The sequence below is a fragment of the Thioclava sp. JE_KL1 genome (genome assembly GCF_009296265.1).
Lineage (GTDB): Bacteria > Pseudomonadota > Alphaproteobacteria > Rhodobacterales > Rhodobacteraceae > Thioclava.
Window position 1 is genome coordinate 223,389 of sequence record NZ_WBJS01000006.1, and the last position, 23,174, is coordinate 246,562.

20 protein-coding genes are annotated in these 23,174 nt (G+C 63.4%); 11 read left to right on the top strand and 9 right to left on the bottom strand.

The window, feature by feature from the left end:
• Positions 1-2: 2 nt before the first annotated feature.
• The 5 genes from F8R15_RS13340 to F8R15_RS13360 all read right to left on the bottom strand — a co-directional run bounded on the left by F8R15_RS13340 (position 3) and on the right by F8R15_RS13360 (position 4,760).
• The gene (locus F8R15_RS13340; RefSeq protein WP_083078118.1) at positions 3-1,115 is read right to left on the bottom strand and encodes a TRAP transporter substrate-binding protein; all 1,113 of its coding nucleotides are present in this window, start codon (positions 1,113-1,115) and stop codon (positions 3-5) included.
• A 292-nt stretch (positions 1,116-1,407) separates the two neighbouring features.
• Entirely contained in the window at positions 1,408-2,505 is a 1,098-nt protein-coding gene (locus tag F8R15_RS13345; protein WP_152844890.1) for a TRAP transporter substrate-binding protein, read from the bottom strand.
• Positions 2,506-2,739: 234 nt separating this feature from the next.
• Positions 2,740-3,570 (bottom strand): arginyltransferase, encoded by an 831-nt coding sequence (locus F8R15_RS13350; RefSeq protein ID WP_078520099.1) that lies wholly within the window; start codon positions 3,568-3,570, stop codon positions 2,740-2,742.
• 139 nt (positions 3,571-3,709) lie between these two features.
• A complete protein-coding gene (locus F8R15_RS13355; protein WP_078520098.1) occupies positions 3,710-4,165 on the bottom strand; it encodes a DUF2852 domain-containing protein in 456 nt (151 codons plus the stop codon).
• A gap of 130 nt (positions 4,166-4,295) precedes the next feature.
• The gene (locus F8R15_RS13360) at positions 4,296-4,760 is read right to left on the bottom strand and encodes a YbaK/EbsC family protein (protein WP_152844891.1); all 465 of its coding nucleotides are present in this window, start codon (positions 4,758-4,760) and stop codon (positions 4,296-4,298) included.
• A gap of 122 nt (positions 4,761-4,882) precedes the next feature.
• Between F8R15_RS13360 and F8R15_RS13365 the strand changes: the two genes are divergently transcribed.
• Together F8R15_RS13365 and F8R15_RS13370 are read left to right on the top strand one after the other, a co-directional pair.
• Entirely contained in the window at positions 4,883-7,657 is a 2,775-nt protein-coding gene (locus F8R15_RS13365; protein WP_152844892.1) for a glutamine-synthetase adenylyltransferase, read from the top strand.
• Positions 7,658-7,672: 15 nt separating this feature from the next.
• Positions 7,673-7,939: a hypothetical protein gene (locus F8R15_RS13370; RefSeq protein WP_152845000.1), complete on the top strand. Its 267-nt coding sequence runs from the start codon at positions 7,673-7,675 to the stop codon at positions 7,937-7,939.
• A gap of 8 nt (positions 7,940-7,947) precedes the next feature.
• On the opposite strand, the gene eda is transcribed toward F8R15_RS13370, so the two are convergent.
• Both eda and edd read right to left on the bottom strand, forming a co-directional pair.
• Positions 7,948-8,589 (bottom strand): bifunctional 4-hydroxy-2-oxoglutarate aldolase/2-dehydro-3-deoxy-phosphogluconate aldolase, encoded by a 642-nt coding sequence (gene eda / locus F8R15_RS13375; protein ID WP_152844893.1) that lies wholly within the window; start codon positions 8,587-8,589, stop codon positions 7,948-7,950.
• A 133-nt stretch (positions 8,590-8,722) separates the two neighbouring features.
• Positions 8,723-10,528, bottom strand: a complete 1,806-nt coding sequence (gene edd, locus F8R15_RS13380) for a phosphogluconate dehydratase (RefSeq protein ID WP_152844894.1) — start codon at positions 10,526-10,528, stop codon at positions 8,723-8,725.
• Between the two features lie 240 nt (positions 10,529-10,768).
• On the opposite strand from edd, the gene F8R15_RS13385 reads away from it, so the two are divergent.
• The 7 genes from F8R15_RS13385 to F8R15_RS13415 all read left to right on the top strand — a co-directional run bounded on the left by F8R15_RS13385 (position 10,769) and on the right by F8R15_RS13415 (position 17,375).
• On the top strand, positions 10,769-11,977 hold the full coding sequence (locus F8R15_RS13385) for an RSP_2647 family RNA methyltransferase (protein WP_152844895.1): 1,209 nt from the start codon (positions 10,769-10,771) through the stop codon (positions 11,975-11,977).
• The gene (locus tag F8R15_RS13390) at positions 11,977-12,519 is read left to right on the top strand and encodes an RSP_2648 family PIN domain-containing protein (protein ID WP_078547709.1); all 543 of its coding nucleotides are present in this window, start codon (positions 11,977-11,979) and stop codon (positions 12,517-12,519) included. The genes F8R15_RS13385 and F8R15_RS13390 overlap by 1 nt, the downstream gene beginning before the upstream one ends.
• A gap of 64 nt (positions 12,520-12,583) precedes the next feature.
• Complete coding sequence (locus F8R15_RS13395) at positions 12,584-13,084, top strand: DUF2478 domain-containing protein (protein WP_078601750.1); 501 nt, start codon at positions 12,584-12,586, stop codon at positions 13,082-13,084.
• 106 nt (positions 13,085-13,190) lie between these two features.
• Positions 13,191-14,645: a glucose-6-phosphate dehydrogenase gene (zwf, locus tag F8R15_RS13400; protein ID WP_152844896.1), complete on the top strand. Its 1,455-nt coding sequence runs from the start codon at positions 13,191-13,193 to the stop codon at positions 14,643-14,645.
• Positions 14,642-15,313, top strand: coding sequence for a 6-phosphogluconolactonase (pgl, locus tag F8R15_RS13405; RefSeq protein WP_152844897.1), 672 nt, complete (start codon positions 14,642-14,644; stop codon positions 15,311-15,313). The genes zwf and pgl overlap by 4 nt, the downstream gene beginning before the upstream one ends.
• Before the next feature lie 16 nt (positions 15,314-15,329).
• Complete coding sequence (pgi, locus tag F8R15_RS13410) at positions 15,330-16,937, top strand: glucose-6-phosphate isomerase (RefSeq protein WP_152844898.1); 1,608 nt, start codon at positions 15,330-15,332, stop codon at positions 16,935-16,937.
• Positions 16,938-17,054: 117 nt separating this feature from the next.
• A complete protein-coding gene (locus tag F8R15_RS13415) occupies positions 17,055-17,375 on the top strand; it encodes a hypothetical protein (protein WP_152844899.1) in 321 nt (106 codons plus the stop codon).
• Here F8R15_RS13415 and F8R15_RS13420 read toward each other — a convergent pair.
• Positions 17,372-17,797, bottom strand: a complete 426-nt coding sequence (locus F8R15_RS13420) for a DUF1489 family protein (RefSeq protein ID WP_152844900.1) — start codon at positions 17,795-17,797, stop codon at positions 17,372-17,374. The genes F8R15_RS13415 and F8R15_RS13420 overlap by 4 nt on opposite strands.
• A gap of 159 nt (positions 17,798-17,956) precedes the next feature.
• Here F8R15_RS13420 and F8R15_RS13425 point away from each other — a divergent pair, with 159 nt between their 5' ends.
• Both F8R15_RS13425 and F8R15_RS13430 read left to right on the top strand, forming a co-directional pair.
• Positions 17,957-20,221, top strand: coding sequence for an adenosylcobalamin-dependent ribonucleoside-diphosphate reductase (locus tag F8R15_RS13425; protein ID WP_152844901.1), 2,265 nt, complete (start codon positions 17,957-17,959; stop codon positions 20,219-20,221).
• Positions 20,222-20,850: 629 nt separating this feature from the next.
• Positions 20,851-21,912 carry an LPO_1073/Vpar_1526 family protein gene (locus F8R15_RS13430; protein WP_152844902.1) on the top strand — a complete coding sequence of 354 codons (1,062 nt, stop codon included), beginning with the start codon at positions 20,851-20,853 and terminating at the stop codon, positions 21,910-21,912.
• A gap of 418 nt (positions 21,913-22,330) precedes the next feature.
• Here F8R15_RS13430 and F8R15_RS13435 read toward each other — a convergent pair whose 3' ends face one another.
• Positions 22,331-23,152, bottom strand: coding sequence for an SDR family oxidoreductase (locus tag F8R15_RS13435; protein WP_253732583.1), 822 nt, complete (start codon positions 23,150-23,152; stop codon positions 22,331-22,333).
• Between the last annotated feature and the right edge of the window lie 22 nt (positions 23,153-23,174).

Below are 23,174 nucleotides of genomic sequence, written 5' to 3' on the forward strand. Positions count from 1 at the left end.
GCTCAGAGCTTGAGGTTGCCCGCAGCCTGCTGGCGCATCATGAAGTAGTCGAAGTTGAACTCCGACAGCTGCCACCAGCCATAGGCGTCGTTGCGGAATGCGAACTGGCTGTCGTAGATCTTCTTGAACGCTGCGTTCGAGCTGTTGATCTCGGCATAGACTTCGTTCGCCGCGTTGAAGCAGGCTTCCAGGATTTCCTGGCTGAACGGACGCAGCTGCGCGCCTTGGCCCAGCAGCTTCTTCAGCGCGCTCGGGTTCTTGTAGTCATAGGACGCCATCATGTCCGAGTTCGCCGCCTGCGTCGCCGCCGTCAGCGCGATCTTGTAGGCCTCGGGCAGTTGGTCATAGGCGTTCTTGTTGAACATGGCGTGCAGACAGGCGCCGCCTTCCCACCAGCCGGGATAGTAGTAATAGGGCGCGACCTTGTAGAAGCCGAGCTTCTCGTCGTCGTACGGGCCGACCCATTCGGTGGCGTCGATCGTGCCTTTTTCGAGCGACGGGTAGATGTCACCACCCGCGATCTGCTGCGGCACCACACCGAGCTTCTCAACGACCTTGCCGCCGAAGCCACCGATGCGCATTTTCACGCCCTTCATGTCTTCGACGGTGTTGATTTCCTTGCGGAACCAACCGCCCATCTGGGCACCGGTGTTGCCGCAGGGGAAAGCCGTGATGTTGTAGTTCGAATAGAACTCGTTCATCAGGTCGTTGCCGCCGCCATAGTAGAACCAGGCGTTCTGCATGCGCATGTTCAGGCCGAACGGCACTGCGGTCGCGAAAGCGAAGGTCGGATCTTTACCCCAGTAGTAGTAGGAGGCGGTGTGGCAGGCCTCGACGGTGCCGTTCGACACCGAGTCCATCGCCTGCAGGCCGGGGACGATTTCGCCCGCCGCAAAGACCTGAATGTTGAATTTCCCGTCGGTCATGCCCTTGACGTAATTCGCCATCGTCTCGGCGGCGCCGTAGATCGTGTCGAGCGATTTCGGGAAAGACGAGGTCATGCGCCACGTCACAGTGGGGGTTTCTTGCGCAATAGCCGGTGCGGCGAGCGCGCTACCTGCAGCTGCGGCTGCCCCGCCAAGCGCACCTTTGCGCAGGAAAGAACGACGATCCATATGGTATCCTCCCAAGTCGTGGATGTCTGTCAATTTTTCTGACCACACCGCTCCATTATTAGCGTTCCCTCCGGTGTGGGCATTGCGGTCACAATACTTGACCGGTTCCGCGTGTAAACCGACCTGCAAGTAATTTTATGTCGCAAATGGTCACAGTTTCGAAAGCTTGCTGCAGTGTGGCAATGCAGCCGCAGAATATCCGTTGGGTATCTTCGGTCGTCAGGGCATAGAAAAAGCCCCGACGCAGGTTGCGCCGGGGCTTCGGTTATCTGGCTTGACCAGTTTGGGCGGCTTACAGCTCGCCTTTGTTGGCTTCGCTCATCATGAAGTAGTCGTAGTTGAACTCGGCCAGCTGTTCCCAGGTGAACCAGTCCTTGCGGAAGTCCTTGATCGAACCCCAGATCTTCGCGAATTCGGCGTTGTTCGCCTCCATCTCCGAATAGACCTCGTTGGCTGCCTTGAAGCAGGCCTGCATGATCTCGGGGGAGAAAGCGCGCAGCTGGGTGCCGTTGGCGACCAGCGTCGTGAGTGCCTTGGGGTTCTTCATGTCGTATTTCTGCAGCATGTCCGCATCGGCCGCCTGCGAGGCGGTGTGCAGGAGCTGCTGGTACTGTTTCGGCAGGCTTTCCATCTTCTCTTTCGAGAACATGAAGTGGACCGTCGGGCCACCTTCCCACCAGCCGGGGTAGTAGTAGTAGGGCGCGACCTTGTAGAAGCCGAGCTTCTCGTCGTCATAGGGGCCGACCCATTCGGTCGCGTCGATCGTGCCTTTTTCGAGCGCCGGGTAGATGTCGCCGCCGGCGATCTGCTGCGGCACGAGGCCGAGCTTTTCCATCACCTTGCCCGCGAAGCCGCCGACACGCATCTTGAGACCCTTGAGGTCTTCGACCGTCGAGATCTCCTTACGGAACCAGCCGCCCATTTGTGCGCCGGTGTTGCCGCCCGGCAGACCATAGAGGCCCTGCTTGCCGAGGAACTCGTTATAGAGCTCGATGCCGCCGCCGTGGTAGTGCCACGCGTTCATGCCGCGTGCGTTGAGCGAGAAGGGCACCGCTGCGCCGAGCGCCCAGGTCGGGTCTTTGCCCCAGAAATAGTAGCCGACGGTGTGGCAGGCTTCGACCGTGCCGTTCATCACCGCGTCGGCGACCTGAAGGCCGGGGACGATCTCGCCAGCCGCGAAGACCTGAATCTTGAAGTTACCGTCCGAGGCTTCCTCGACCATCTTCGACATCACTTCCGCGCCGCCATAGATCGTGTCGAGCGACTTCGGGAAGGACGAGGCGAGACGCCAGGTGATTTGCGGATTGCTTTGTGCGATCGCGGGGGCTGCCAGCGTGCTCGCGGCCGCGCTACCCAGCGCGGCTTTCGTCAGAAAGGAACGACGGTCCATTTAGGATCCTCCCATTATTGCTCCGTTGTGCGAGGCCGGTCCTCGCCGCCCGCCTCGTGTCCTCCGCGGCGGGTCTGTCGGGACCGTTTCACCACGGGCCGGGAGTGTCCAGAGTTCACGGGCCCGTAATCGTCGGAAGTCACGGAATAGTTTTGAAAAAATGAGTTGACAGATGGTGTCTGCCGAACGGTTGAGCAATTGCCTGCGAGAGTGACGTCCGTTCCTGGGTGTTGCTCAACTATTGCGTGTATCGGGGAGTTGAATCCGGGCGACCTGTTCCGCGATGGGCGGCACGGAAAGCGGATGAGTCTCCGTCTCGTGCGTGGCCGGATCGCCAAGATCGGTCCATTGACCGCCCTTGTAGATTTCGAGCGCGGAGAAGTTCGCCTTGTAGTTCATCTTCGGCGAGCCGGGCACCCAATAGCCGAGATAGACGTAGGGCAGGCCCACGCGTTGCGCGATCTCGACATGGTCGAGGATCAGGTAGGTGCCGAGGGAGTCGCGGATCCGCTCGGGCTCGTAGAAGGAATAGACCATCGACAGCCCGTCATCGAGCACATCGGTCAGGCAGGTCGCGATCAGGGCGCGCATGCTGTCTGGCGTGGCGGCGGTCTCGCGATATTCGATCACGCGCGACTTCACGGGCGTCTCCTCGATCATCGCGGCGAATTCGAAGATGTCCATGTCAGCCATGCCGCCATCGGCGTGGCGCGCATCGAGATAGCGGCGGAACAGTGCGAATTGCTCTTCCGTCGCCCAGGGCGAAGTCGCGGTACGCTTAAGGTCGCCGTTTTTCTTCAGCACGCGGCGCTGCGATTTCGACAGTTTGAAATCGGCGACCCGGATGCGGGCCGACAGGCAGGCGGTGCAATCGGCGCAAGAGGGCCGATAGAGCACATTCTGCGAGCGCCGGAAGCCTTGCCGCGACAGCGCGTTGTTGAGCTTCTCTGCCGACTCCCCCTGCAGCGCGGTAAACAATTTCCGCTCCGACCTGCCATCCAGATAGGGGCAGGGCTGCGGCGCGGTTACGTAGAACTGCGGTGCAAGCGGAAGCGAATGGCGCATCAGTAGCCTCGTCGGGGAGGGGTCGCGGCAGGCTAGCAAAGGAGCGCGCACCCGCCAAGTGTTTCATGTTGATGACATAGAAAGCGCCCCGGTTACGTCAACCGGGGCGCCGAAATCGCGTTGCGAACTGTCTATATGGTTAGGCTTTCGCGTCCTCGGAGGTGTCCTCCGACTGAGCCGCTTCCTTGGCGCGCTCTTCCATGTACTGGTCGAACTCTGCCTTGTCGCGGGCTTCGCGCAGACGGCCGAGGAACTCTTCGAATTCCTGCTGTTCGCGCTGCAGTCGGTCGAGCGTGTCGGCCTTGTAGGCGTCGAACGCCGCGTTGCCGGTCGAACGCGAGACATGGACGCCACCGACGCCAGAGCAACCGAAGCTGCGTTTTTGAACCGCCTGACCCGTGCGCCAGCGACGCCCGAAGCGGCCGGTGAACAGGATGAAAGCGAGAATGACGAGGCCGAGGGGGCCTGCGAAAATGAAACCGGCCACCATCAGCGCGATCCAGGCGCCGGGGCCGTTCCCATCCATCCAGTTAACGGCGCGGGTAAACCAGTTACCAACCGCGACGGGCATGGAGTTGGTGGAATAGGCGGACATTTGAACCTCCGGGTTGAGCATGTGAATTCCTTTCACATACCCAAGATCGGAAGTCAGGGCGGTTCTTGCAAGGGGGTATGTAAATGATTTTTACATTTTTCTCGCAAATCACCGGATTCGCGTGGTTTTATTAGGTGAAATCGGCTTGTTTCGCACCGCTGATCCGCTCCAGATCGGCCGGGGCGATAGCGAAAACATGGCGTGGCGTGCCTGCCGCAGCCCAAACGGTGTCGAAATCGAACAGCCGCGGATCGAGGAAAGCCGTCACCGGACCGACATGGCCAAGGGGCGCGACGCCACCGATCGCAAAGCCCGTCTCCGCCCGGATCAGCGCCGCATCGGCCTTGCCCAAAGGCTGGCCCGCGACGGCGTTTGCCTTCTCGGCGCTTACCCGGTTGCCGCCTGCGGTGATGAACAGCACGACATGGCCGCTGTCTTCGCCGCGAAAGATGATGGATTTGGCGATCTGGTCGACCTCGCAGCCTACCGCCTGTGCGGCCATCTCGGCGGTGCGGGCCTCGCCCGGTTCGGTGATCTCGAACTGCACGCTTGCGGCTTCGAGGGCGGCACGGACACGTTTGAGGGATTTGCTCATGGCGAGGCTCCGGAGGGTCTGAGGTCGGGCGCGGGTGCGCCGGGGCGGGTGTAGTTATGGCCAGATGTCGCGCGACAGCAATCCCCATTGACCGGCTCGCTCGGCGGCGTAAGCATGGCGCCATGCCGTTTGCCTCGCGTCTCACCCGTTCGCCCCTGCCTTTCGAGCGCGACCGCGCCGCCGAAGCCGAAGAGCTGTTCTCCGATCTCGCTCCGGAGTTGCGCGAGTTGCTCGGGGGGACGGCAGGGTGCAGCCCTTATCTCAAGGGCCTGATGGAGAAAGAGGCCGAGTGGCTGCGTCCCGCGATTTCGGGCAATCCCGAAGCCGCACTGGCCGAAGAGTTCGCGCGGATCACACCCGTCAGCCTCGCCGATCTGCCGTCAGAGCTGCGTCGGGCGAAGCGCCGGGTTGCGTTGCTGGCCGGGCTTGCCGATCTGGGCGGCGTCTGGTGTCTCGAAGAAGTGACCGGCGCCTTGACGCGGCTTGCCGATATTGCGGTCGATCTCGCGATGCAGCGGCTGGTGGCCGAGGAAATCCGCCGCGGCAAAATCCCCTGGGCGACCAACGATGATATAGAGAGTGCCGCCGGGATGGTCGCGCTCGCGATGGGCAAGATGGGGGCGGGGGAGCTGAACTACTCCTCCGATATCGACCTGATCTGCCTTTTCGACGAAAGCCGCTACGAGCCTGACGATGCGATGGAGGCGCGCAGCGCGCTAATCCGGGCCACGCGCAAGATGGCGGCGATGCTCAACGATCGGACCGCCGAGGGCTATGTGTTCCGCACCGATCTGCGCCTGCGCCCCGATGCCGCCGTCACACCGGTCTGTATCTCGATGGGCGCGGCGGAGCTTTATTACGAGGCCGAGGGCCGGACATGGGAGCGCGCGGCCTATATCAAGGCGCGTCCCTGTGCAGGAGATATCGCCGCGGGGGAGCAATTCCTCGAACGGCTGCGGCCCTTCGTCTGGCGCAAGCACCTCGATTTCGCGGCCATTCAGGACGCCCATGACATGCGCCTGCGTATCCGCGAGCATAAGGGGCTGCACGGCCCGATCGAGGTTGCGGGCCACAATATCAAGCTCGGCCAAGGCGGCATTCGCGAGATCGAGTTCTTCACCCAGACCCGGCAATTGATCGCAGGCGGGCGGGATGAGAGCCTGCGCGACCGGACCACCGTGGGCGGGCTGCGCGCGCTCGCGGCGAAGACCTGGGTGCCCGAGGACGTGGCAGAGGAGTTGATCGATCATTACCGCGAGCATCGCGAGATCGAGCACCGTCTGCAGATGGTGGGCGACGCCCAGACCCAGATCATGCCCGGCAACGAAGAGGGGCTCGCGCGGATCGCCGCGATGATGGGCGAGGGCGATGTGGCGCGCTGGCGCGACCGGCTGCGTGACCGGCTGGAGCGGGTGGAAGGGCTGACGAATGAGTTCTTCGCGCCCGATGCCGCCGCCGAGCGTCCCGAACTGAGCGAAGCCGCGCGCGAGATCGTCGAGGGCTGGACGGGCTACCCGGCGCTGCGATCCGAACGGGCGCGCGCGATCTTCAAGCGGCTGGAGCCGGAACTGCTCGACCGGATGCGCCGGGCGGCAAATATGGAGGAGGCGCTGACCCAATTCGACGGCTTCCTCAAGGGGCTGCCCGCCGGGGTGCAGTTGTTCTCTCTCTTCGAGGCCAATCCCCAGCTCGTCGATCTGATCGTCGACATCTGCGCCACAGCGCCGGGGCTGGCGAGCTACCTGTCGCGCAATGCTGGGGTGCTGGACGCGGTTCTGGGCGGCTCGTTCTTCGCGCCATGGCCGGGCAAACCGGCGCTGGAGGCCGATCTTGCGCGGCTGCTGGAGCGGGCGGGCGATTACGAGGCCGCGTTGATCGCGGCGCGGCGCTGGGCGAAGGAATGGAAGTTCCGCGTGGGCGTGCATCATCTGCGCGGTCTCGTCGATGCGTCAGAAGCCGCGTGCCAATATGCCGATGTGGCCGGCGCGGTTCTGGGCGCGCTCTGGCCGGTCGTGCAGGGCGAATTCGCGCGCCGCTACGGGCCGTGCCCCGGCAAGGGCGCGGTGGTTCTGGGGATGGGCAGCCTCGGCGCAGAGCGCCTGAACGCGCAATCCGATCTCGATCTGATCGTGATCTACGACGCGGACGGACAGGAGTTTTCCGAAGGCAAGAAGCCCATTGCCTCGAGGGCTTACTACGCGAAGCTCACGCAAGCCCTGATCACCGCGCTCAGCGCGCCGATGCCGGAGGGGATGCTCTACGAGGTCGATATGCGGCTGCGGCCTTCGGGCCGACAAGGCCCCGTCGCGACCTCGGTGCAAAGCTTCGAGAGCTATCAGATGGAGGAGGCCTGGACCTGGGAACATCTGGCGCTGACCCGGGCGCGGCCCGTCGCGGGATGCGCTGATCTGGCCGACCGGGTCGAGGCGATCCGCCTGAAGGTTCTGGAGGCGAAAGGCGGCGGAGAGGCGGTGCTCCACGAGCTGGCGCAGATGCGCGCCCGGATCTTCGCGGCCAAGGCCCCCGATGGCGATTGGGAGGCGAAGGTCGGCCCCGGCCGGCTGCAGGATATCGAGCTTCTTGCGCAAAGCTTCGCGCTCCGCGCGGGCGTCCCGGCGCGCAAGGTCGAGGCGCAGCTACGCGCAGGGCCGCGTGGCGGGTTCGTGACGCGCGAGGAGGGCGAGCAGCTCGCCACCGCCTATCGCTTCCTCTGGCGGCTACAGGCAGGCGGGCGCTTGCTGAGCGAAAAACGCCTGGATATGGCGGCGATCGGAGAGGGCGGCCGCGCTTTCCTGTTGCGCGAGACGGGGCTGGATGATCTCGATGCTCTGGCGGCGCGTCTGAACGAGGTCACGACCGAGACGGCCGCCATCGTGGACAGGGCTCTGGAGGGCTGAATGGCGCGCAAACTGATGGAATTGAGCGAGGCGGACCCGAAAGGGCTGATCCGCGAGAGCTTCAAGATCGACGGGATCAGCACGGAAGAGTGCCGCTCGATCTTCATGGATTGGGCGCTGAGCCTTGACCCCGGGATGGACGCGAACGAAGCGATGCGCACCGTGCTCGCGGCCTATCAAGCGCCGCCCGAGCACCCGATGACCCGGGTGCTCGAGGAAGGTCTGACCCGCGAGAGCGGCCCGCCGATGCGGCGGGGCGGCTGGCGGGCACGTCGTCCCTAGCAGGGTGGTTAGCGCGGCAGCGCCGCCGCCTCGCGCGCAAGCGCTTCGATCCCGGCCCAGTCGCTCGATTGCACCATCGCATCGGGCGCGACCCAGGAGCCGCCCGCGCAAAGAACGTTCGGCAGGCTCAGGTAATCATTGGCGTTTTTCATGCTGACGCCGCCCGTCGGGCAGAAGCTGACCTGTGGGATCGGGGCGCCGATCGCCTTCAGCGCAGGCGCGCCGCCCGAGGCTTCCGCCGGGAAGAACTTCAGCACGTCGTAACCCATCTCCAGAAGCTTCATCACTTCCGACGCGGTGGCGGCACCGGGCAGAAGCGGCAGGCCTTCGTCTTCGCAGGCTTTCACCAGCGTTTCGGTCGCGCCGGGAGAGACGCCGAATTTCGCGCCCGCGGCCTTCGCGGCTTTCACATCGGCCGGGGTCAGCAGCGTGCCCGCGCCGACCACGCCGCCCTCGACATCGGCCATGGCGCGGATCGCGTCGAGCGCGCAGGGCGTGCGCAGCGTCACTTCCAGCGCAGGCAGACCGCCCGCGACGAGCGCTTTGGCCAGAGGGGCGGCATGGGCCACATCCTTCACCACGATCACCGGCACGATCGGGGCCAGTTCGCAGATCTTGCGGGCGGATGCGGATTGTTCGCTAGGGGTCATCGGATCACTCCAGTCTAGGCCGCCCGCTTGGGCGGAGAGGGCAGGACGCTCCGCGGGGGATATTTATCGCCAAGCCGAAAGCAGACCCCTGTCTTCGCCTTGGTACAAATATCCCCGCCGGAGGCAAGAAAACTCACAGCACCACGGAGGCGCCTTTGGTGGACGGGCCGACATGGGTGCGGAAGGCGCCGAACAGCTCGCGGCCGAGGCCGAACTGGTTGCCGCTGAGGTCGGGCACGACCGGCGTGCGGCTCTCGAAACCTTCGGTCAGGCAGGTCAGCTCGCCCGTCGTCGCGTCGAGCCGCACCATATCGCCGTCTTGCAGCTTCGCAAGCGGTCCGCCATCGGCGGCCTCCGGCGAGACATGGATCGCCGCCGGAACCTTGCCCGAGGCGCCCGACATCCGGCCATCGGTGACCAGCGCGACTTTCAGGCCGCGATCCTGCAGCACTGCGAGGGTCGGGGTGAGCGAGTGCAGCTCCGGCATTCCGTTCGCCTTCGGCCCTTGGAAGCGCACGACGACGATCGTGTCCGAGGTGAACTCGCCGTTCTTGAAGGCGTCCTTCACCTCGTGCTGTTCCTTGAAGACGCGGACCGGCGCTTCGATCACATGGCGCTCGGGCTTGACGGCGGAGACCTTGATCACGCCGCGCCCGAGATTGCCTTCGAGCTGCTTCAGGCCGCCCGTTTTCTGGAACGGATCGGCGGGCTTGCGGAGGATTTTCTCGTTCTGGCTTTCGGGGTCGGACTCTTCCCAGATCAGACCGCCCTCGGTGATCTTCGGCTCCTGGGTGTAGCGGGTGAGGCCGTCGCCCGCGACGGTCTTCGCATCCTCATGCAGTAGGCCCGCACCCAGCAGATGGCGGATCATGAATTGCAGCCCGCCCGCCGCGTGGAAGTGGTTCACGTCGGCGAGGCCGTTCGGATAGACTTTCGCCATCAGCGGCACGGCCGAGGAAATCTCGTCGAAATCTTCCAGATCGAGCACGATCCCGGCGGCGCGTGCCATCGCGGGCAGGTGCAGGACGTGGTTGGTCGACCCACCCGTCGCCATCAGACCGACCATGCCGTTCACGAAGGCTTTCTCGTCGAGCACTTCCGAGGCCGGGCGGTAGTCGTTGCCAAGCGCGGTGATCTCGGCGGCGCGTTTCGCGCCTGCGACCGTCAGCGCCTCGCGCAGCGGCGTGTTCGGGTTCACGAAGGACGCGCCCGGAAGGTGCAGACCCATGAACTCCATCAGCATCTGGTTGGTGTTTGCGGTGCCGTAGAAGGTGCAGGTGCCCGGGCCGTGATAGGAGGCCATCTCGGCTGCCATGAGCGCATCGCGGCCAACTTCGCCCGCGGCGAATTGCTGGCGGACCTTGGCTTTCTCGTCGTTGGGCAGCCCGGTGGTCATCGGCCCGGCGGGGATGAAGATCGCCGGGATATGGCCGAAGGTCGCCGCCGCCATGATCAGGCCGGGCACGATCTTGTCGCAGACGCCCATGTAGAGCGCCGCGTCGAAGGTGTTGTGGCTCAGCGAAACCGCCGCAGCCATCGCGATCACGTCGCGCGAGAAGAGCGACAGGTCCATCCCCGGCTGGCCCTGCGTGACCCCGTCGCACATCGCAGGAACGCCGCCCGCGACCTGCGCCGTGGCGCCGACTTCGCGCAGCGCGGCTTTGATCGTCTGCGGGAAGGTCTCGAAAGGCTGGTGCGCCGAGAGCATGTCGTTATAGGCCGTCACGATGCCCACATTCGGCGCGCGCTCTGCCGCGAGCGCGTCTTTGTCCTCGCCCATCGCGGCATAGGCGTGGGCCTGATTGCCGCAGCTGAGATGCGCGCGGGCGGGGCCTGCATCGGCAGCCGCCTGCATCCGGGCAAGATAGTCGCCGCGCGGGCCTTCGGAGCGGGCGCGGATTCGGTCGGTCACACGGGCGATTGTGGCATCGAGGGTCATCGGCGGGGCCTTTCCTTGCTATGCATCTGATGCGGAACATGCAGCCCTAGCGGGCCGCTCGCGCAGCGGGCGCGGATCGCGGTCGCCTCTTCGCTATCATGTTAGCGCTAACGTCGCAACCCGTTCTCTTTGTCGATTATCTGGGGCAGAGCGGGGATGCGGCAAGCGCGAGGGCTTTCGCGCACCGCCGCTTGGCGCTAGGAAGGCGGCGCTTGAGACAGCGCGCGCAAGGAGCATCCGATGAGCCAGTCCGAAGACACCGCCACCCGCCCGACCGTTCGGCTGCGCCCGAAGGCCGAGGCCCGCGCGATCCGCCACGGCTTTCCTTGGGTCTATGCCGATGAGCTGGTGACGGACCGGCGCACCAAGGCGCTGGCGCCCGGCACGATCGCGACGTTGGAGGATGGCGAGCGCCGTCCGCTGGCTACGGTGACGGTCAACCCGAACTCCAAGATCATCGGTCGTGTGATGAGCCGCGACGCGGAGGCGGTGATTGACCGCGACTGGATCGCGGCGAAGCTGTCCCGCGCGTTGGAGATGCGTGCGCGGTTGTTCGATGCGCCGTTCTATCGTCTGGTCCATGCCGAGGCGGACGGGCTGCCCGGCGTCATTATTGACCGTTTCGGCGATGCGGCGGTGATCCAGCCGAATGCGGCATGGTCGGAAATAATGATCGCCGATCTTGAGGCCGCGCTGGCCGAGGTCACGGGCGTCACGACGATCATCAAGAACGCGGCAGGGCGGGCGCGTACGCTCGAAGGGCTGGACGAGGAAATGCTCACCCTGCGCGGTGGGATCGAGGCGCCGGTCGAGGTGCCGATGAATGGCGCGATCTATCTCGCCGATCTGCTGGGCGGGCAGAAGACGGGGCTGTTCTATGATCAGCGCCCGAACCATGCTTTCGCCGCACGGCTGGCGGAGGGCGCGCGAGTCCTCGATGTCTTCTCCCATGTGGGCGGCTTCGCGCTGGCCGCGCTGGCAGGTGGTGCGACCTCGGCGCTGTCGGTCGATGCCTCGGCTCCGGCGCTGGATCTTGCGACCAAGGGTGCGGCCGCGATGGGCATGGCGGACCGGTTCGCCACGCGGCAGGGCGATGCCTTCGACACGCTCGACGCTTTGAGCCGGGAAGGGGAGCGCTTCGATCTGGTGATCTGCGATCCGCCCGCCTTCGCGCCCGCCAAGCCCGCACTGCAGGCGGGGCTGCGCGCGTATGAGCGGATCGCTCGGATGGCCGCGCCGCTGGTCGAGCCGGGCGGCTATCTGGTGCTGTGCTCCTGCTCGCATGCCGCCGATCTGTCGCAATTCCGCGCAGCCTGCACGCGCGGCATCGGCAAGGCAGGGCGGTCGGCGCAGCTGATCCATACCGGCTATGCCGGGCCCGATCACCCGATGCTGCCGCAGCTAGCGGAATCGGGCTATCTGAAATCCCTGTTCTTCCGGCTCGACTGATGCGGGTCGTGCTCGATGCCTGCGTGCTCTACCCGACGGTGCTGCGCGAGATCTTGATCGGGGCGGCGAAGGCGGGGCTCTACCGTCCGCTCTGGTCGGCGCGCATCCTCGAGGAATGGGCGCGTGCGGCGGCCCGCCGCGCGCCTGCCGACGAGGCCATCGCGCGCGGCGAGATCGCGCTGCTGCGGGCGGGGTTCCCGAAAGCCGAGATTTCCGCCCAGCCGGGGATCGAGGCGCGGCTGGTGCTGCCCGACGAGAATGACCTTCATGTGCTGGCGGTGGCGATTGCGGGCAGTGCCGATGCGATCCTCACATTCAACGCGCAGGATTTTCCGCGCGGGACCTTGGCGGGCGAGGGGCTGGAGCGGCGCGATCCGGACGGCTTCCTCTGGCAGCTTCTGTCCGAGCATCCCGAGCAGATGCGCGCCATCACCGAGGCCGTCCGTTCCGAAGCCGAGCGCCTGTCGGGCGAGCCGCAGCCGATCCGGGCGCTGATGAAACGCGCGCGTCTGCCGCGCTTCGGCAAGGCGCTGGCGACGTAATCTCGCGCTGCGTGTCCGGGTGTCGCCCCTTGACCGCCCGCGAAAGCCTCGCCAAACAGGCGCAATGATCGGGTTCATCACATGCCAAGAGCGCGGCGCGGCCGACAAGCTCCTTGCCCAGCTCGCCGAAAGGCTGCTGTCGCAAGGGCGCGACGTGATCGGCATGGTGCGCGCCGAGGTGCCGCAGCGCTTCGAATGCGAGATGCATCTGCGCCTTTTGCCCGAGGGCGAAACCCGCACGATCTCGCAGGATCTGGGGCAGGGCGCGGGGGCCTGTTCGCTCGATGCGGGCGCGCTCGAAGAGGTCGTCGCCCAGGTCGGTCATGCGCTCGAAACGGCGCCACCGGGCGCCATCGTGATCCTCAACAAATTCGGCAAACAGGAGGCCGCAGGGCGCGGGTGTCGCGACCTGATCGCGCAGGCGATGGCCTCCGATTTTCCGGTCCTTCTGTCCGTTCCGCCCGAAACGCGAGCCGATTTCGCGATTTTCGCAGATGGTATGGCCGAAGAAATCGTGCCGGAAATTCAGGCGCTTGAGGCGTTTCTTTCGCGTGAGAGCGCTTAATCCGCGCCCTCGCGTTGTCTCGTGTCGCTCCCATGCTAGACTTGTTCAGGTAAGGTGAGTAAAAGGGGGTCGTTAGCGCTAACGGACCCCAAACACGGAGCAGCCCATGGTTTCGCGCGTCATTCCCGTCGATCGTTTCGATCTGGTGATTTTCGGCGCCACTGGCGACCTCGCCAATCGCAAAATTCTCCCCGGCCTGTTTCGCCGCTATTGCGCCGGTCAAATTCCCGAAGGATCCACCATTATCGGGGCCGCGCGCTCGGAGATGACCCCCGAGGAGTTCCGCGACCAGACCCGCGCCGCGATCGCCGAATTCGGCGGCAATAAATGCGACGACGAAGGCGCGCTGGACGGCTTCCTGCCGATGCTCGACTATGTCGCGATCGACGCGAAAGGCGATGGCGGCTGGGACGATCTGAAGTCGAAAGTCCGCGACGATACCGTCAATGCCTTCTACTTCTCGGTGGCTCCGGCGCTGTTCGGCGATCTGGCCGAGCGCCTCCACACGCGCGGTATCGCGGGGCCGGAGGCGCGGATCGTGGTCGAGAAGCCGTTCGGGCGCGACCTCGCCTCGGCCAAGGCGCTCAACGCGGCGCTGGCGGAGTATTTCGACGAGACGCAGATCTACCGGATCGACCATTACCTCGGCAAAGAGACGGTGCAGAACCTGATGGCGGTGCGCTTCGCCAACATCCTGTTCGAGCCGCTCTGGAACAGCCAATTTGTTGATCATGTGCAAATTACCGTGGCCGAAACGGTGGGTGTGGGCGGTCGCGGGTCGTATTATGACAAGTCGGGCGCGATGCGCGACATGGTCCAGAACCACATGATGCAGCTTCTGTGCCTGATCGCGATGGAGCCGCCCTACCACTTCGATCCCGATGCGGTGCGCGACGAGAAGCTCAAGGTGATCCGCGCGCTCCAGCCCGTCCAGCCCGCCGATATCGTGCGCGGCCAATACGCGGCCAGCAAGGATGCGCCCGGCTATCTCGAAGATGCTGAGGATCCGGAGTCGACGACCGAGAGCTATATCGCGATGAAATGCCATGTCGCGAACTGGCGCTGGGTGAACACGCCCTTCTATCTGCGCACCGGCAAGCGGCTGCGCGCGCGCACATCCGAGATCGCGATCACCTTCAAGGAGCCGCCGCACCAGATCTTCGACGACGCCGAGGGCGAGTGGCGCGAGAACGTGCTCGTGATCCGGCTGCAGCCCAATGAGGGCATGAACCTGAAGATGATGATCAAGGAACCGGGGCCGGGCGGGATGCGCCTCGTGCAGGTGCCGCTCGACATGTCCTTCGCGGAAGCTCTGGGCGACGAGGCCGACATCACCGACGCCTATGAACGCCTGATCATGGACGTGATCCGGGGCAACCAGACGCTGTTCATGCGCGGCGACGAGGTCGAGGCGGCCTGGGCCTGGACCGACCCGATCATCGAGGGTTGGGAGGCGCGTGGCGACAAACCTCAAACCTATGACAGCGGCGCGTCGGGGCCGGATGACGCGCTGATGCTGATGCATCGCGACGGACGCCGCTGGCGGGAGATTCGTGAATGAATTTTGAGAGTTATCCCGATCGCGAGATGCTGATGATGGGGCTTGCGGACCGCATCGCGAGCCAGTTGCGCGCGTCGATCAACAACGAGGGCCGCGCGACCTTGTCGGTGCCCGGCGGCTCCACGCCGGGACCGATCTTCGACATCCTTTCCGACATTGATCTGGACTGGTCGAAGGTCGCGGTGCTCCTCAATGACGAGCGTTGGGTGCCCGAGAGCTCGGAGCGTTCGAACACGCGTCTGATCCGTGCGCGGCTCCTGAGGGGTCGGGCGGCAGCGGCGACGCTGGTACCGCTCTATGCCGAGGCGGAACGTCCCGAGGACAAGATGGAAGAACTGGCCGAAGGCATCGCGCCGCATCTGCCGATCTCCGTCCTGCTTCTGGGCATGGGTGCGGATATGCACACGGCGAGCCTGTTTCCGGGCGCCGACCGGCTGAAAGAGGCGCTGTCGAACGATGCGCCGATCTTGCTGCCGATGCGGGCCGAAGCTGCGGGCGAGCCGCGTATCACACTGTCCGCACCCGTGCTGCGCGACGCGATGTATACGCATATCCTGATCACCGGCGCTGAGAAGCGCGAGGCGATCGAAAAAGCCGAAAGGCTCCCTGTGGAACAGGCGCCGGTGCGCGCCGTTCTCAAGGACGCGACCGTTCACTGGGCTGAATAACTGGGCAGAGTAAGCGATGACCATCTGGCAAGACCTCCTCGATAAAGCGCAATCCGTGCAATCCCGCGGAATCGGAGAATTGTTCGAAAAGGACAATCGCGCAGGCGGTTTCAGCCGCGAAACCGGGCCGTTTCTGTTCGATTTCTCCAAGACCAATATCGATGCGGAGACGCTCGATCTGCTGGTGAAACTGGCCGAGGTGAAGGATGTCGCGGCCCGCGCCGAGGCGATGTTCACCGGTGAGAAGATCAACGACACCGAGGGTCGCGCGGTGCTGCATACCGCGCTGCGCAATCTCGACACGGATGTGTTCGTCGATGGCGAGAACGTCATGCCCGAGGTCCGCGCGACCTATGCCCGGATGGAAGCGTTTGCGCGCGATGTCCGCGAGGGCAAGTTCACGGGGCAGGGCGGCGAGATCACCGATGTGGTCAATATCGGCATCGGCGGCTCTGATCTGGGCCCGGCGATGGCGACGCTCGCGCTCGCGCCCTATCACGACGGGCCGCGCTGCCATTTCGTCTCCAACGTGGACGGGGCGCATATCCATGACACGCTGGCCGGTCTGAACCCGGAAACGACGCTGGTGATCGTCGCCTCCAAGACCTTCACCACGATCGAGACGATGACCAATGCCGAGACCGCGAAGCGGTGGATGGCCGAGAAGGTCTCGGACCCGGCGCAGCAATTCGCGGCGCTCTCGACCTCGGCTGAGAAGACCGCCGCCTTCGGGATCGATCAGGCCCGCGTCTTCGGCTTCGCCGATTGGGTCGGCGGGCGCTATTCGATGTGGGGGCCGATCGGGCTGTCGCTGATGATCGCGATCGGGCCGGAGGGTTTCGCGGGTTTCCTCAAGGGCGCCGCCACGATGGACGCGCATTTCCGCGAGGCCGAATTCAAGGACAACCTGCCGGTGCTGCTGGCGCTGGTCGGTATCTGGCACAACCAGTTCTGCGACTATGCTACGCGCGCAGTTCTGCCTTACGATCAACGGCTTGCACGGCTGCCGGCCTATCTCCAGCAGTTGGAGATGGAGAGCAACGGCAAGCGCGTCAGCATGGATGGCAAGGACCTGCCTTACAATTCCGGGCCGGTCGTCTGGGGCGAACCGGGCACCAACGGACAGCACGCGTTCTACCAGCTGATCCATCAAGGCACGCGGGTCATTCCGTGCGAATTCATGGTCGCCGCCGAGGGGCATGAGCCCGATCTGGCGCATCAGCATACGCTGCTCGTGGCCAACTGTCTGGCGCAATCCGAGGCGCTGATGCGCGGGCGCTCGCTGGCCGAGGCGACCGAGATCATGCGCAAGAAAGGCTTCGAGGGAGACGAATTGGACCGTCAGGCGCGGCACCGCGTTTTCCCGGGTTCGCGACCGTCGACCACGCTGCTTTATCCGAAACTGACCCCCGAGGTCTTCGGCGGGATCGTCGCGCTTTATGAGCACCGCGTGTTCGTCGAGGGCGTGATCCTCGGCATCAACAGCTTCGACCAATGGGGCGTGGAGCTGGGCAAGGAACTGGCGCTTGCGCTGGCTCCGGTGCTGAAGGGCGAGGATGCGGGCGAGGGCAAGGACGGCTCCACCCGGCAGCTCGTCGCGCGAGTGCAATCGCTGCGCGGCTAGATCAAGCTTTGTTGACGGTGCCGCCTGCGGCCGGAACCCAGGCGAACATCTTTCCGTTCAGCTTATAGGCGGGGCGCAGCGCCTCGCCTTCTGGTGTTCGAACAAAGGAATTCCACGATGATCGACTCGATGGAAGATAGCCCCGAAGGCGTGGTCGGTCTGATCGCCTCCGGCACCGTTCTTAAACATGATGTGACCGAGGCGATGCGCCTCGTCGGGTCCGCGGATCGGATGATGGTCGTCGTCGCGCCGCGCTTCGACGGTTACATGGCCGAGCTGATCGGCGGGCTGCGTCAAAGCTGCGAAGACGGTCAGGCCGGGCGCTGCGCGCTGGTCGTGCCGGAGGATATGCGCTCCGAGGCGAGTATGCAGGGCGAGGGTGGCGCGTTCCGCATCTTCACCGTGCAGGCAGACGCGGAAAGCTGGCTCGCCTCTTAACGCAGGCCGATCTCGGACAGCGCCACGGCAAGCTCGCGGGGCAGCGCCTCTTCGCGGTCGCGACCTTTGGGCAGGTCGCGGGGCGCATCATCGGGGCTCAGGTAGCGCCAGCCCTGGAACGGGCGACGCGACAGGGCCTCCGTGCGGACAACCTCGCGGTCGAGCACGATGGCGCAGCGCGCGATCCCGTCCGCGCCCATCACTTCCGACAGTTCCAGCACGCGCTGGCGCGCTAGAACCGCGCCCTTGAAGACCCAGTACAGCGACCCGCCGTTCAGGATCTCATCCGCGCGCTTCGGCCACATGCGCGTTACATGCATAGCCGGGCCTTTGCCATAGCGGCTGGCCTGCCACGCGATCAGGTCTTCGACCTTCTCGGCGCCGACGCATAGCTTGATCAGATTCACCACTTTGTCACCCATGCCCCTTAATTAGGTTTTCGCTCCCGCGACGGCAATGTCCGATTTGCGTCTGGTCATGCGAAGAGGCCTTAGGTATAGTGTCAGCCCGCCCCCGACGCACGATATGCGGAGGGGGCGCTCGATTTTTACCTCACTCGAACTGCTGCCAGCGAGGACCTCATGAGCCGTTTTGCCGCCCCGATTGCCGAACAGATCTGGGACATGAAATACCGTCTGAAGGAACAGGACGGGACCCCGATCGACGCGACCGTCGAGGATAGCTGGCGTCGGATCGCGCGCGCCTTGGCCGAGGTCGAGAATAAGCCCGCGAAATGGGAAGAGAAATTCTACGGCGCGCTGGAAGATTTCAAATATCTCCCCGCAGGCCGGATCGCGGCAGGTGCCGGCACCGGCCGCGCGGTGACGCTGTTCAACTGCTTCGTCATGGGAACGATCCCCGACAACATGGGCGGCATCTTCGACATGCTGAAGGAAGCCGCGCTGACGATGCAGCAGGGCGGGGGAATCGGCTACGACTTCTCCACCATCCGCCCGCGCGGGGCCGAGGTGAAGGGCGTCGCCGCCGATGCGTCCGGTCCGCTGAGCTTCATGGATGTCTGGGATGCGATGTGCCGCACGATCATGTCGGCGGGTTCGCGGCGCGGCGCGATGATGGCGACGATGCGCTGCGATCACCCCGATATCGAGAGCTTCATCACCGCCAAGCAGGATTCGGCCCGTCTGCGGATGTTCAACCTGTCCGTGCTGGTGACCGACGCATTCATGGAGGCCGTGAAGGCCGATGGCCCGTGGGATCTGAAATACGGCGACAAGGTCTATCACACGCTGAACGCCCGCGATCTGTGGAACAAGATCATGCGCGCGACCTATGACTACGCCGAGCCGGGCGTGATCTTCATCGACCGCATCAACAAGATGAACAACCTCAACTATGTCGAGCAGATCGCCGCGACCAACCCCTGCGGCGAGCAGCCCCTGCCACCCTATGGCGCGTGCCTGCTGGGCTCGATCAACCTCGCGCGGCTGGTGACGAACCCGTTCGAGGCGGATGCGGGTCTGGATCCGAAGCAGCTCGACGAGATGGTGCGCCTTGCCATCCGCATGATGGACAACGTGGTCGACGCCTCGCGCTTCCCGCTGGAGCAGCAGCGCGAAGAGGCGCAGAACAAGCGCCGTATCGGCCTGGGCGTGACCGGTCTGGCCGACGCGCTCCTGATGCTGGGCCTGCGCTATGGCTCGGAAGAGGCGGCGGCGCAGACCGAAGTCTGGATGAAGCAGATCGCGCGGGCGAGCTATCTCGCCTCGGTCGATCTGGCGAAGGAGAAGGGGCCGTTCCCGCTCTTCGATGCCGAGAAATACCTCGCCTCTGGCAACATGATGCAGATGGATGATGACGTCCGCGAGGCGATCCGCGAGCACGGTATCCGCAATGCGCTGCTGACCTCCATCGCACCGACCGGGACGATCTCGCTTTACGCGGGCAACGTGTCCTCGGGCATCGAACCGGTCTTCGCCTATGCCTACAAGCGCAAGGTGCTGCAGCCCGACGGCTCGCGCACCGAGGAAGAGGTTGTCGATTACGCGGTGCAGATGTGGCGCGACAAGTTCGGGGACAAACCGCTGCCCGACTATTTCGTCAACGCCCAGACGCTCGCGCCGATGGATCACGTCCGGATGCAGGCGGCCGCGCAGAAATGGATCGACAGCTCGATCTCCAAGACCATCAACTGCCCCGAGGATATCCCCTTCGAGGCGTTCAAATCGGTCTATATGGAAGCCTGGGACACCGGCTGCAAAGGCTGCACCACCTACCGTCCGAACGACGTGACCGGCTCGGTGCTCAGCGTGTCGGAGACCTCCGAAGATGCGCCGGAAGTCGATGAAGGCGCCGATGTGGTCTACCTGACCGAGCCGCTGGATCGTCCCGCGGCGCTCGAAGGCTCGACCTACAAGATCAAGTGGCCGGGCTCGGAGCACGCGATCTACATCACGATCAACGATATCGTCCAAGGCGGTCACCGTCGTCCCTTCGAGGTCTTCATCAACTCGAAGAACATGGAGCATTTCGCCTGGACCGTGGCGCTGACGCGGATGATCTCGGCGGTGTTCCGGCGCGGCGGCGATGTGTCCTTCGTGGTCGAAGAGCTCAAAGCCGTGTTCGATCCGCGCGGCGGGGCCTGGATGCAGGGCAAATACATCCCCTCCATCCTCGCGGCGATCGGCGGCGTGATCGAGCGTCACATGATCTCGATCGGCTTCCTCGAAGGCGAAGGGCTGGGCCTGAAATCCGACCCCGAGGCCGACCGCATGGCCATCGGCGAAGCCCCCCGCGGCAAAGCCTGCCCGTCCTGCGGCTCCTACGCCCTGCGGATGGTCGAAGGCTGCATGACCTGCGCCGATTGCGGCCACTCCAAATGCGGCTGAGCCGGGTGAGTTGAAGAGCCAGAAAAAGCAAATGAGTGCGCAGGCGAAAGCATAAGCCTGCGCACGGGCTGTCAAGCTAGAATTGAACCTGGCAGACGCGCTCATCGGCATGGAGCGCACTTAGTGCTTCAAGAAATGGGCCGACGGCTCGACTAAGACTGTCGCGTTGCCCACGGGCTGAACCGTCGCCTCGTAGCCACCGGCTTTCTTGCGGCGCAAATGGGATTTCTGCTCTGGGACCTTCCAGCAGTAAGGCTGGAAACGGCCCAGAGCCGACCTTCATTGTTATCGCCGTCGCTGTGGTGCAGCTGGACGGAAGCGGTCGTTCGTGACCCGGTGCAGCATTGTCATGGTTGCAACGGAGAAAACGCGGACGAGGCGGCTTTTTTCCGGGTCTGCCACCTTGCGCTGAAGGGCTAGATTCCGCAGGGTTAGTTGTGTAGCCTCCCGCCAACGGCAGGAGGTGTCATGGACATACCAAATCTTATCCTGTGGGGAATTGCCCTAATCGTGACAATTGTTCTTGGCGTTTGGGGCATTCGCGCCGCGCGGTCCCGGAAAAGCCAGAATCAGGACGTGCGGGGGGGCTCAACCGGCATTCAGTCCGGCCGTGACACGAAAATCAAATAATGCTTGGCGGCCAAAAACAGAACGCGACTGAAGGCTCAACCGCAATTCAGGCAACAGGCGATGTCACCGTCAACGGTGGGCTCTCACCCGCTCAGATGGTGGAGATACTTTCAGCATTGACAGCCCACGTTGAAACGCTGGGTAATGTCGCTAGAGCACAAATCGAAGACCGGCTAAAGGCATTCGAAGCTGGCGTTTTGGAACGTTTTGCAACCGACGACACGACGCGTTCGGAGGCGTTTCGTGAACCGGACTTCCTTGCAGCAACTCTTGATGCTCAGAAAGCGTTCGCTAGAAGCGGCGACGAGGGCTTAAGGGAGGTTCTGACCGATCTCGTGGCGCAGCGATCCAAGATTGCGGAGCGAAGCCGCCTTTCGCTGACCTTGAACGATGCAATTGCTAAGGTTGGCTCCATTCCCGATTCTGATCTTAACGCCCTCAGCATGATTTTCACCTTCCAGAATGTTCAAAACAATGGGCTGATGAACATTCAACAACTTGCAGACTTTCTTTCGCGTGTCTGTCTGCCGCTCTTAGACAACATCTCAACAAGTGAATCAGCCGCGAACTATCTCGCGGCGCATGGCTGCTTAATCCCGCCGTCCGGTATCGCAGTCCAAACTGATGCGCTCGGAATAATTTCGCAGAGATATGGTGACATCATCACAAAGGGCGTATCTGAGGCCGCTCTTCGTGATAAGTTCGCTGACTACGACCATTTGTTACAAAAAGGTCTGATTGTGGATTCGCCTTATGGCAACGGCCAAAAAGTATTCGCCGTCAGCGGGCCTCAACTTGAAACGGTGTTGTCGCAAGTCGGAATTTACGGAGAATACTCCGGACGGTATAAAGAGGTCTCTAGCGGTTCCCAGCCCACTGGAGATGAATTCCAAGGCGTGATGAATGCCCATCTCCCGAGAATCTCCGAAATAATGGCAACATACAACCAGCCAACAATTAAAAACTCACGGCTTACGTCGATCGGAATCGCGCTAGCTCACGCGAACTTGGCAAAAGGACCACTTCGGGATGTTGATCTTTCAATATGGATCAAACCCTAGGAACAGCATTTTCGACTGGACGATGAATCATCACTTCATGTCGATGCACCGCCGCGACTCCGCTTCCTGGCTTGCAAGACTGGATCGCACGTCTGTTCTATCGCGCACAAATGGCCGCCAAGGCCACTCGGCCCCCGGCGTTACGGTGCGCCGACTGTTGGAAGCGCCGCCGTTCGTCCAGGGCGCGGCGAACAACCGCTCCCCGCCCGGGACCACCGGACCCGTCGCGATCGGCCCTTAGCTGCCATTGACCAGATGCCCAAGTGCTGCATCGCAGCTTCCCCGAAGCAGACTTTGACCCGTTTCATTGCTTTCGCTGAAACTACGCAACGTCGGTTTTTGAGAGCCGCTCAACCAAACCTACAGTTAGGCAGATGCGAAAAAGGCGCTATTCTGTTTCAAGTTTGGGGAACCCTGCTCAAAGCAACCCACCGTTGGCACGCAGTATTTGGCCGTTTATCCAACCGCCATCGGGCCCCGCAAGAAACGCCACTACATTGGCGATGTCTTCTGGCGTGCCAAGACGTTCCAATGGCGGCATCTTTGACATTTTCTGAACGAGGTCTTCAGGCTTTCCATCCAGAAACAGGGCGGTGGCAGTCGGTCCCGGAGCAACTGCGTTCACGGTGATGTTACGACCGCGCATTTCTTTGGCCATGATGCTGGTCATCGTCTCGACCGCCGCTTTGAGCCCCGCATAGATACCATATGTTTCCAGCTTGAGGCCAACAACAGATGTGGACAGGTTGATAATGCGGCCTCCGTCCGGCAGGCGGGTTGAAGCTTCGCGTAAGGTGTTGAATGTGCCTTTCAAATTCACCGCAACCTGTGTGTCGAACAGGTCGTCGTCGCTGTCTCCGATCTTGGCCAGTTTCATGATGCCTGCGTTGTTTACCAAGACATCGACCCCCCCGAATTTCGTCTCGGCACAATCGAACAGACGCTTTACGTCAGAGGCGTCTGATACGTCGGCTTTTGCAGACATGGCGCGGCCTCCTTGTGCCTCGATCTTACGCACGACACCGGCTGCGGCGACCTCGCTGCCAGCGTAATTGACGACGACGTCGAACCCTTCGCGCGCGAGGCGTGCCGCGATTGCAGCCCCAATGCCACGAGATGCGCCGGTTACGAGGGCCGTTTTGTGTGTCGGATCGGTCATATTCACGTCCTTGTCTGAGAAAGGCACATTGCCTGTCATGCCCGGAATATAGCCTTGAACTTTCTTTCGAAAATCAGGCATAGTTTGACATCACTATTCGGTT

Bases quoted from the DNA above. Each gene is read 5' to 3' on its own strand.
- zwf (WP_152844896.1), top strand. From the start codon at position 13,191: ATGGTTTCGCGCGTCATTCCCGTCGATCGTTTCGATCTGGTGATTTTC.
- F8R15_RS13345 (WP_152844890.1), bottom strand. From the start codon at position 2,505: ATGGACCGTCGTTCCTTTCTGACGAAAGCCGCGCTGGGTAGCGCGGCC.
- F8R15_RS13370 (WP_152845000.1), top strand. From the start codon at position 7,673: ATGGAATTGAGCGAGGCGGACCCGAAAGGGCTGATCCGCGAGAGCTTC.
- F8R15_RS13385 (WP_152844895.1), top strand. From the start codon at position 10,769: ATGAGCCAGTCCGAAGACACCGCCACCCGCCCGACCGTTCGGCTGCGC.
- pgl (WP_152844897.1), top strand. From the start codon at position 14,642: ATGAATTTTGAGAGTTATCCCGATCGCGAGATGCTGATGATGGGGCTT.
- F8R15_RS13350 (WP_078520099.1), bottom strand. From the start codon at position 3,570: ATGCGCCATTCGCTTCCGCTTGCACCGCAGTTCTACGTAACCGCGCCG.
- F8R15_RS13390 (WP_078547709.1), top strand. From the start codon at position 11,977: ATGCGGGTCGTGCTCGATGCCTGCGTGCTCTACCCGACGGTGCTGCGC.
- F8R15_RS13420 (WP_152844900.1), bottom strand. From the start codon at position 17,797: ATGGGTGACAAAGTGGTGAATCTGATCAAGCTATGCGTCGGCGCCGAG.
- F8R15_RS13430 (WP_152844902.1), top strand. From the start codon at position 20,851: ATGCTTGGCGGCCAAAAACAGAACGCGACTGAAGGCTCAACCGCAATT.
- F8R15_RS13425 (WP_152844901.1), top strand. From the start codon at position 17,957: ATGAGCCGTTTTGCCGCCCCGATTGCCGAACAGATCTGGGACATGAAA.
- F8R15_RS13415 (WP_152844899.1), top strand. From the start codon at position 17,055: ATGATCGACTCGATGGAAGATAGCCCCGAAGGCGTGGTCGGTCTGATC.
- edd (WP_152844894.1), bottom strand. From the start codon at position 10,528: ATGACCCTCGATGCCACAATCGCCCGTGTGACCGACCGAATCCGCGCC.
- F8R15_RS13360 (WP_152844891.1), bottom strand. From the start codon at position 4,760: ATGAGCAAATCCCTCAAACGTGTCCGTGCCGCCCTCGAAGCCGCAAGC.
- F8R15_RS13365 (WP_152844892.1), top strand. From the start codon at position 4,883: ATGCCGTTTGCCTCGCGTCTCACCCGTTCGCCCCTGCCTTTCGAGCGC.
- eda (WP_152844893.1), bottom strand. From the start codon at position 8,589: ATGACCCCTAGCGAACAATCCGCATCCGCCCGCAAGATCTGCGAACTG.
- F8R15_RS13395 (WP_078601750.1), top strand. From the start codon at position 12,584: ATGATCGGGTTCATCACATGCCAAGAGCGCGGCGCGGCCGACAAGCTC.
- F8R15_RS13435 (WP_253732583.1), bottom strand. From the start codon at position 23,152: ATGCCTGATTTTCGAAAGAAAGTTCAAGGCTATATTCCGGGCATGACA.
- pgi (WP_152844898.1), top strand. From the start codon at position 15,330: ATGACCATCTGGCAAGACCTCCTCGATAAAGCGCAATCCGTGCAATCC.
- F8R15_RS13340 (WP_083078118.1), bottom strand. From the start codon at position 1,115: ATGGATCGTCGTTCTTTCCTGCGCAAAGGTGCGCTTGGCGGGGCAGCC.
- F8R15_RS13355 (WP_078520098.1), bottom strand. From the start codon at position 4,165: ATGTCCGCCTATTCCACCAACTCCATGCCCGTCGCGGTTGGTAACTGG.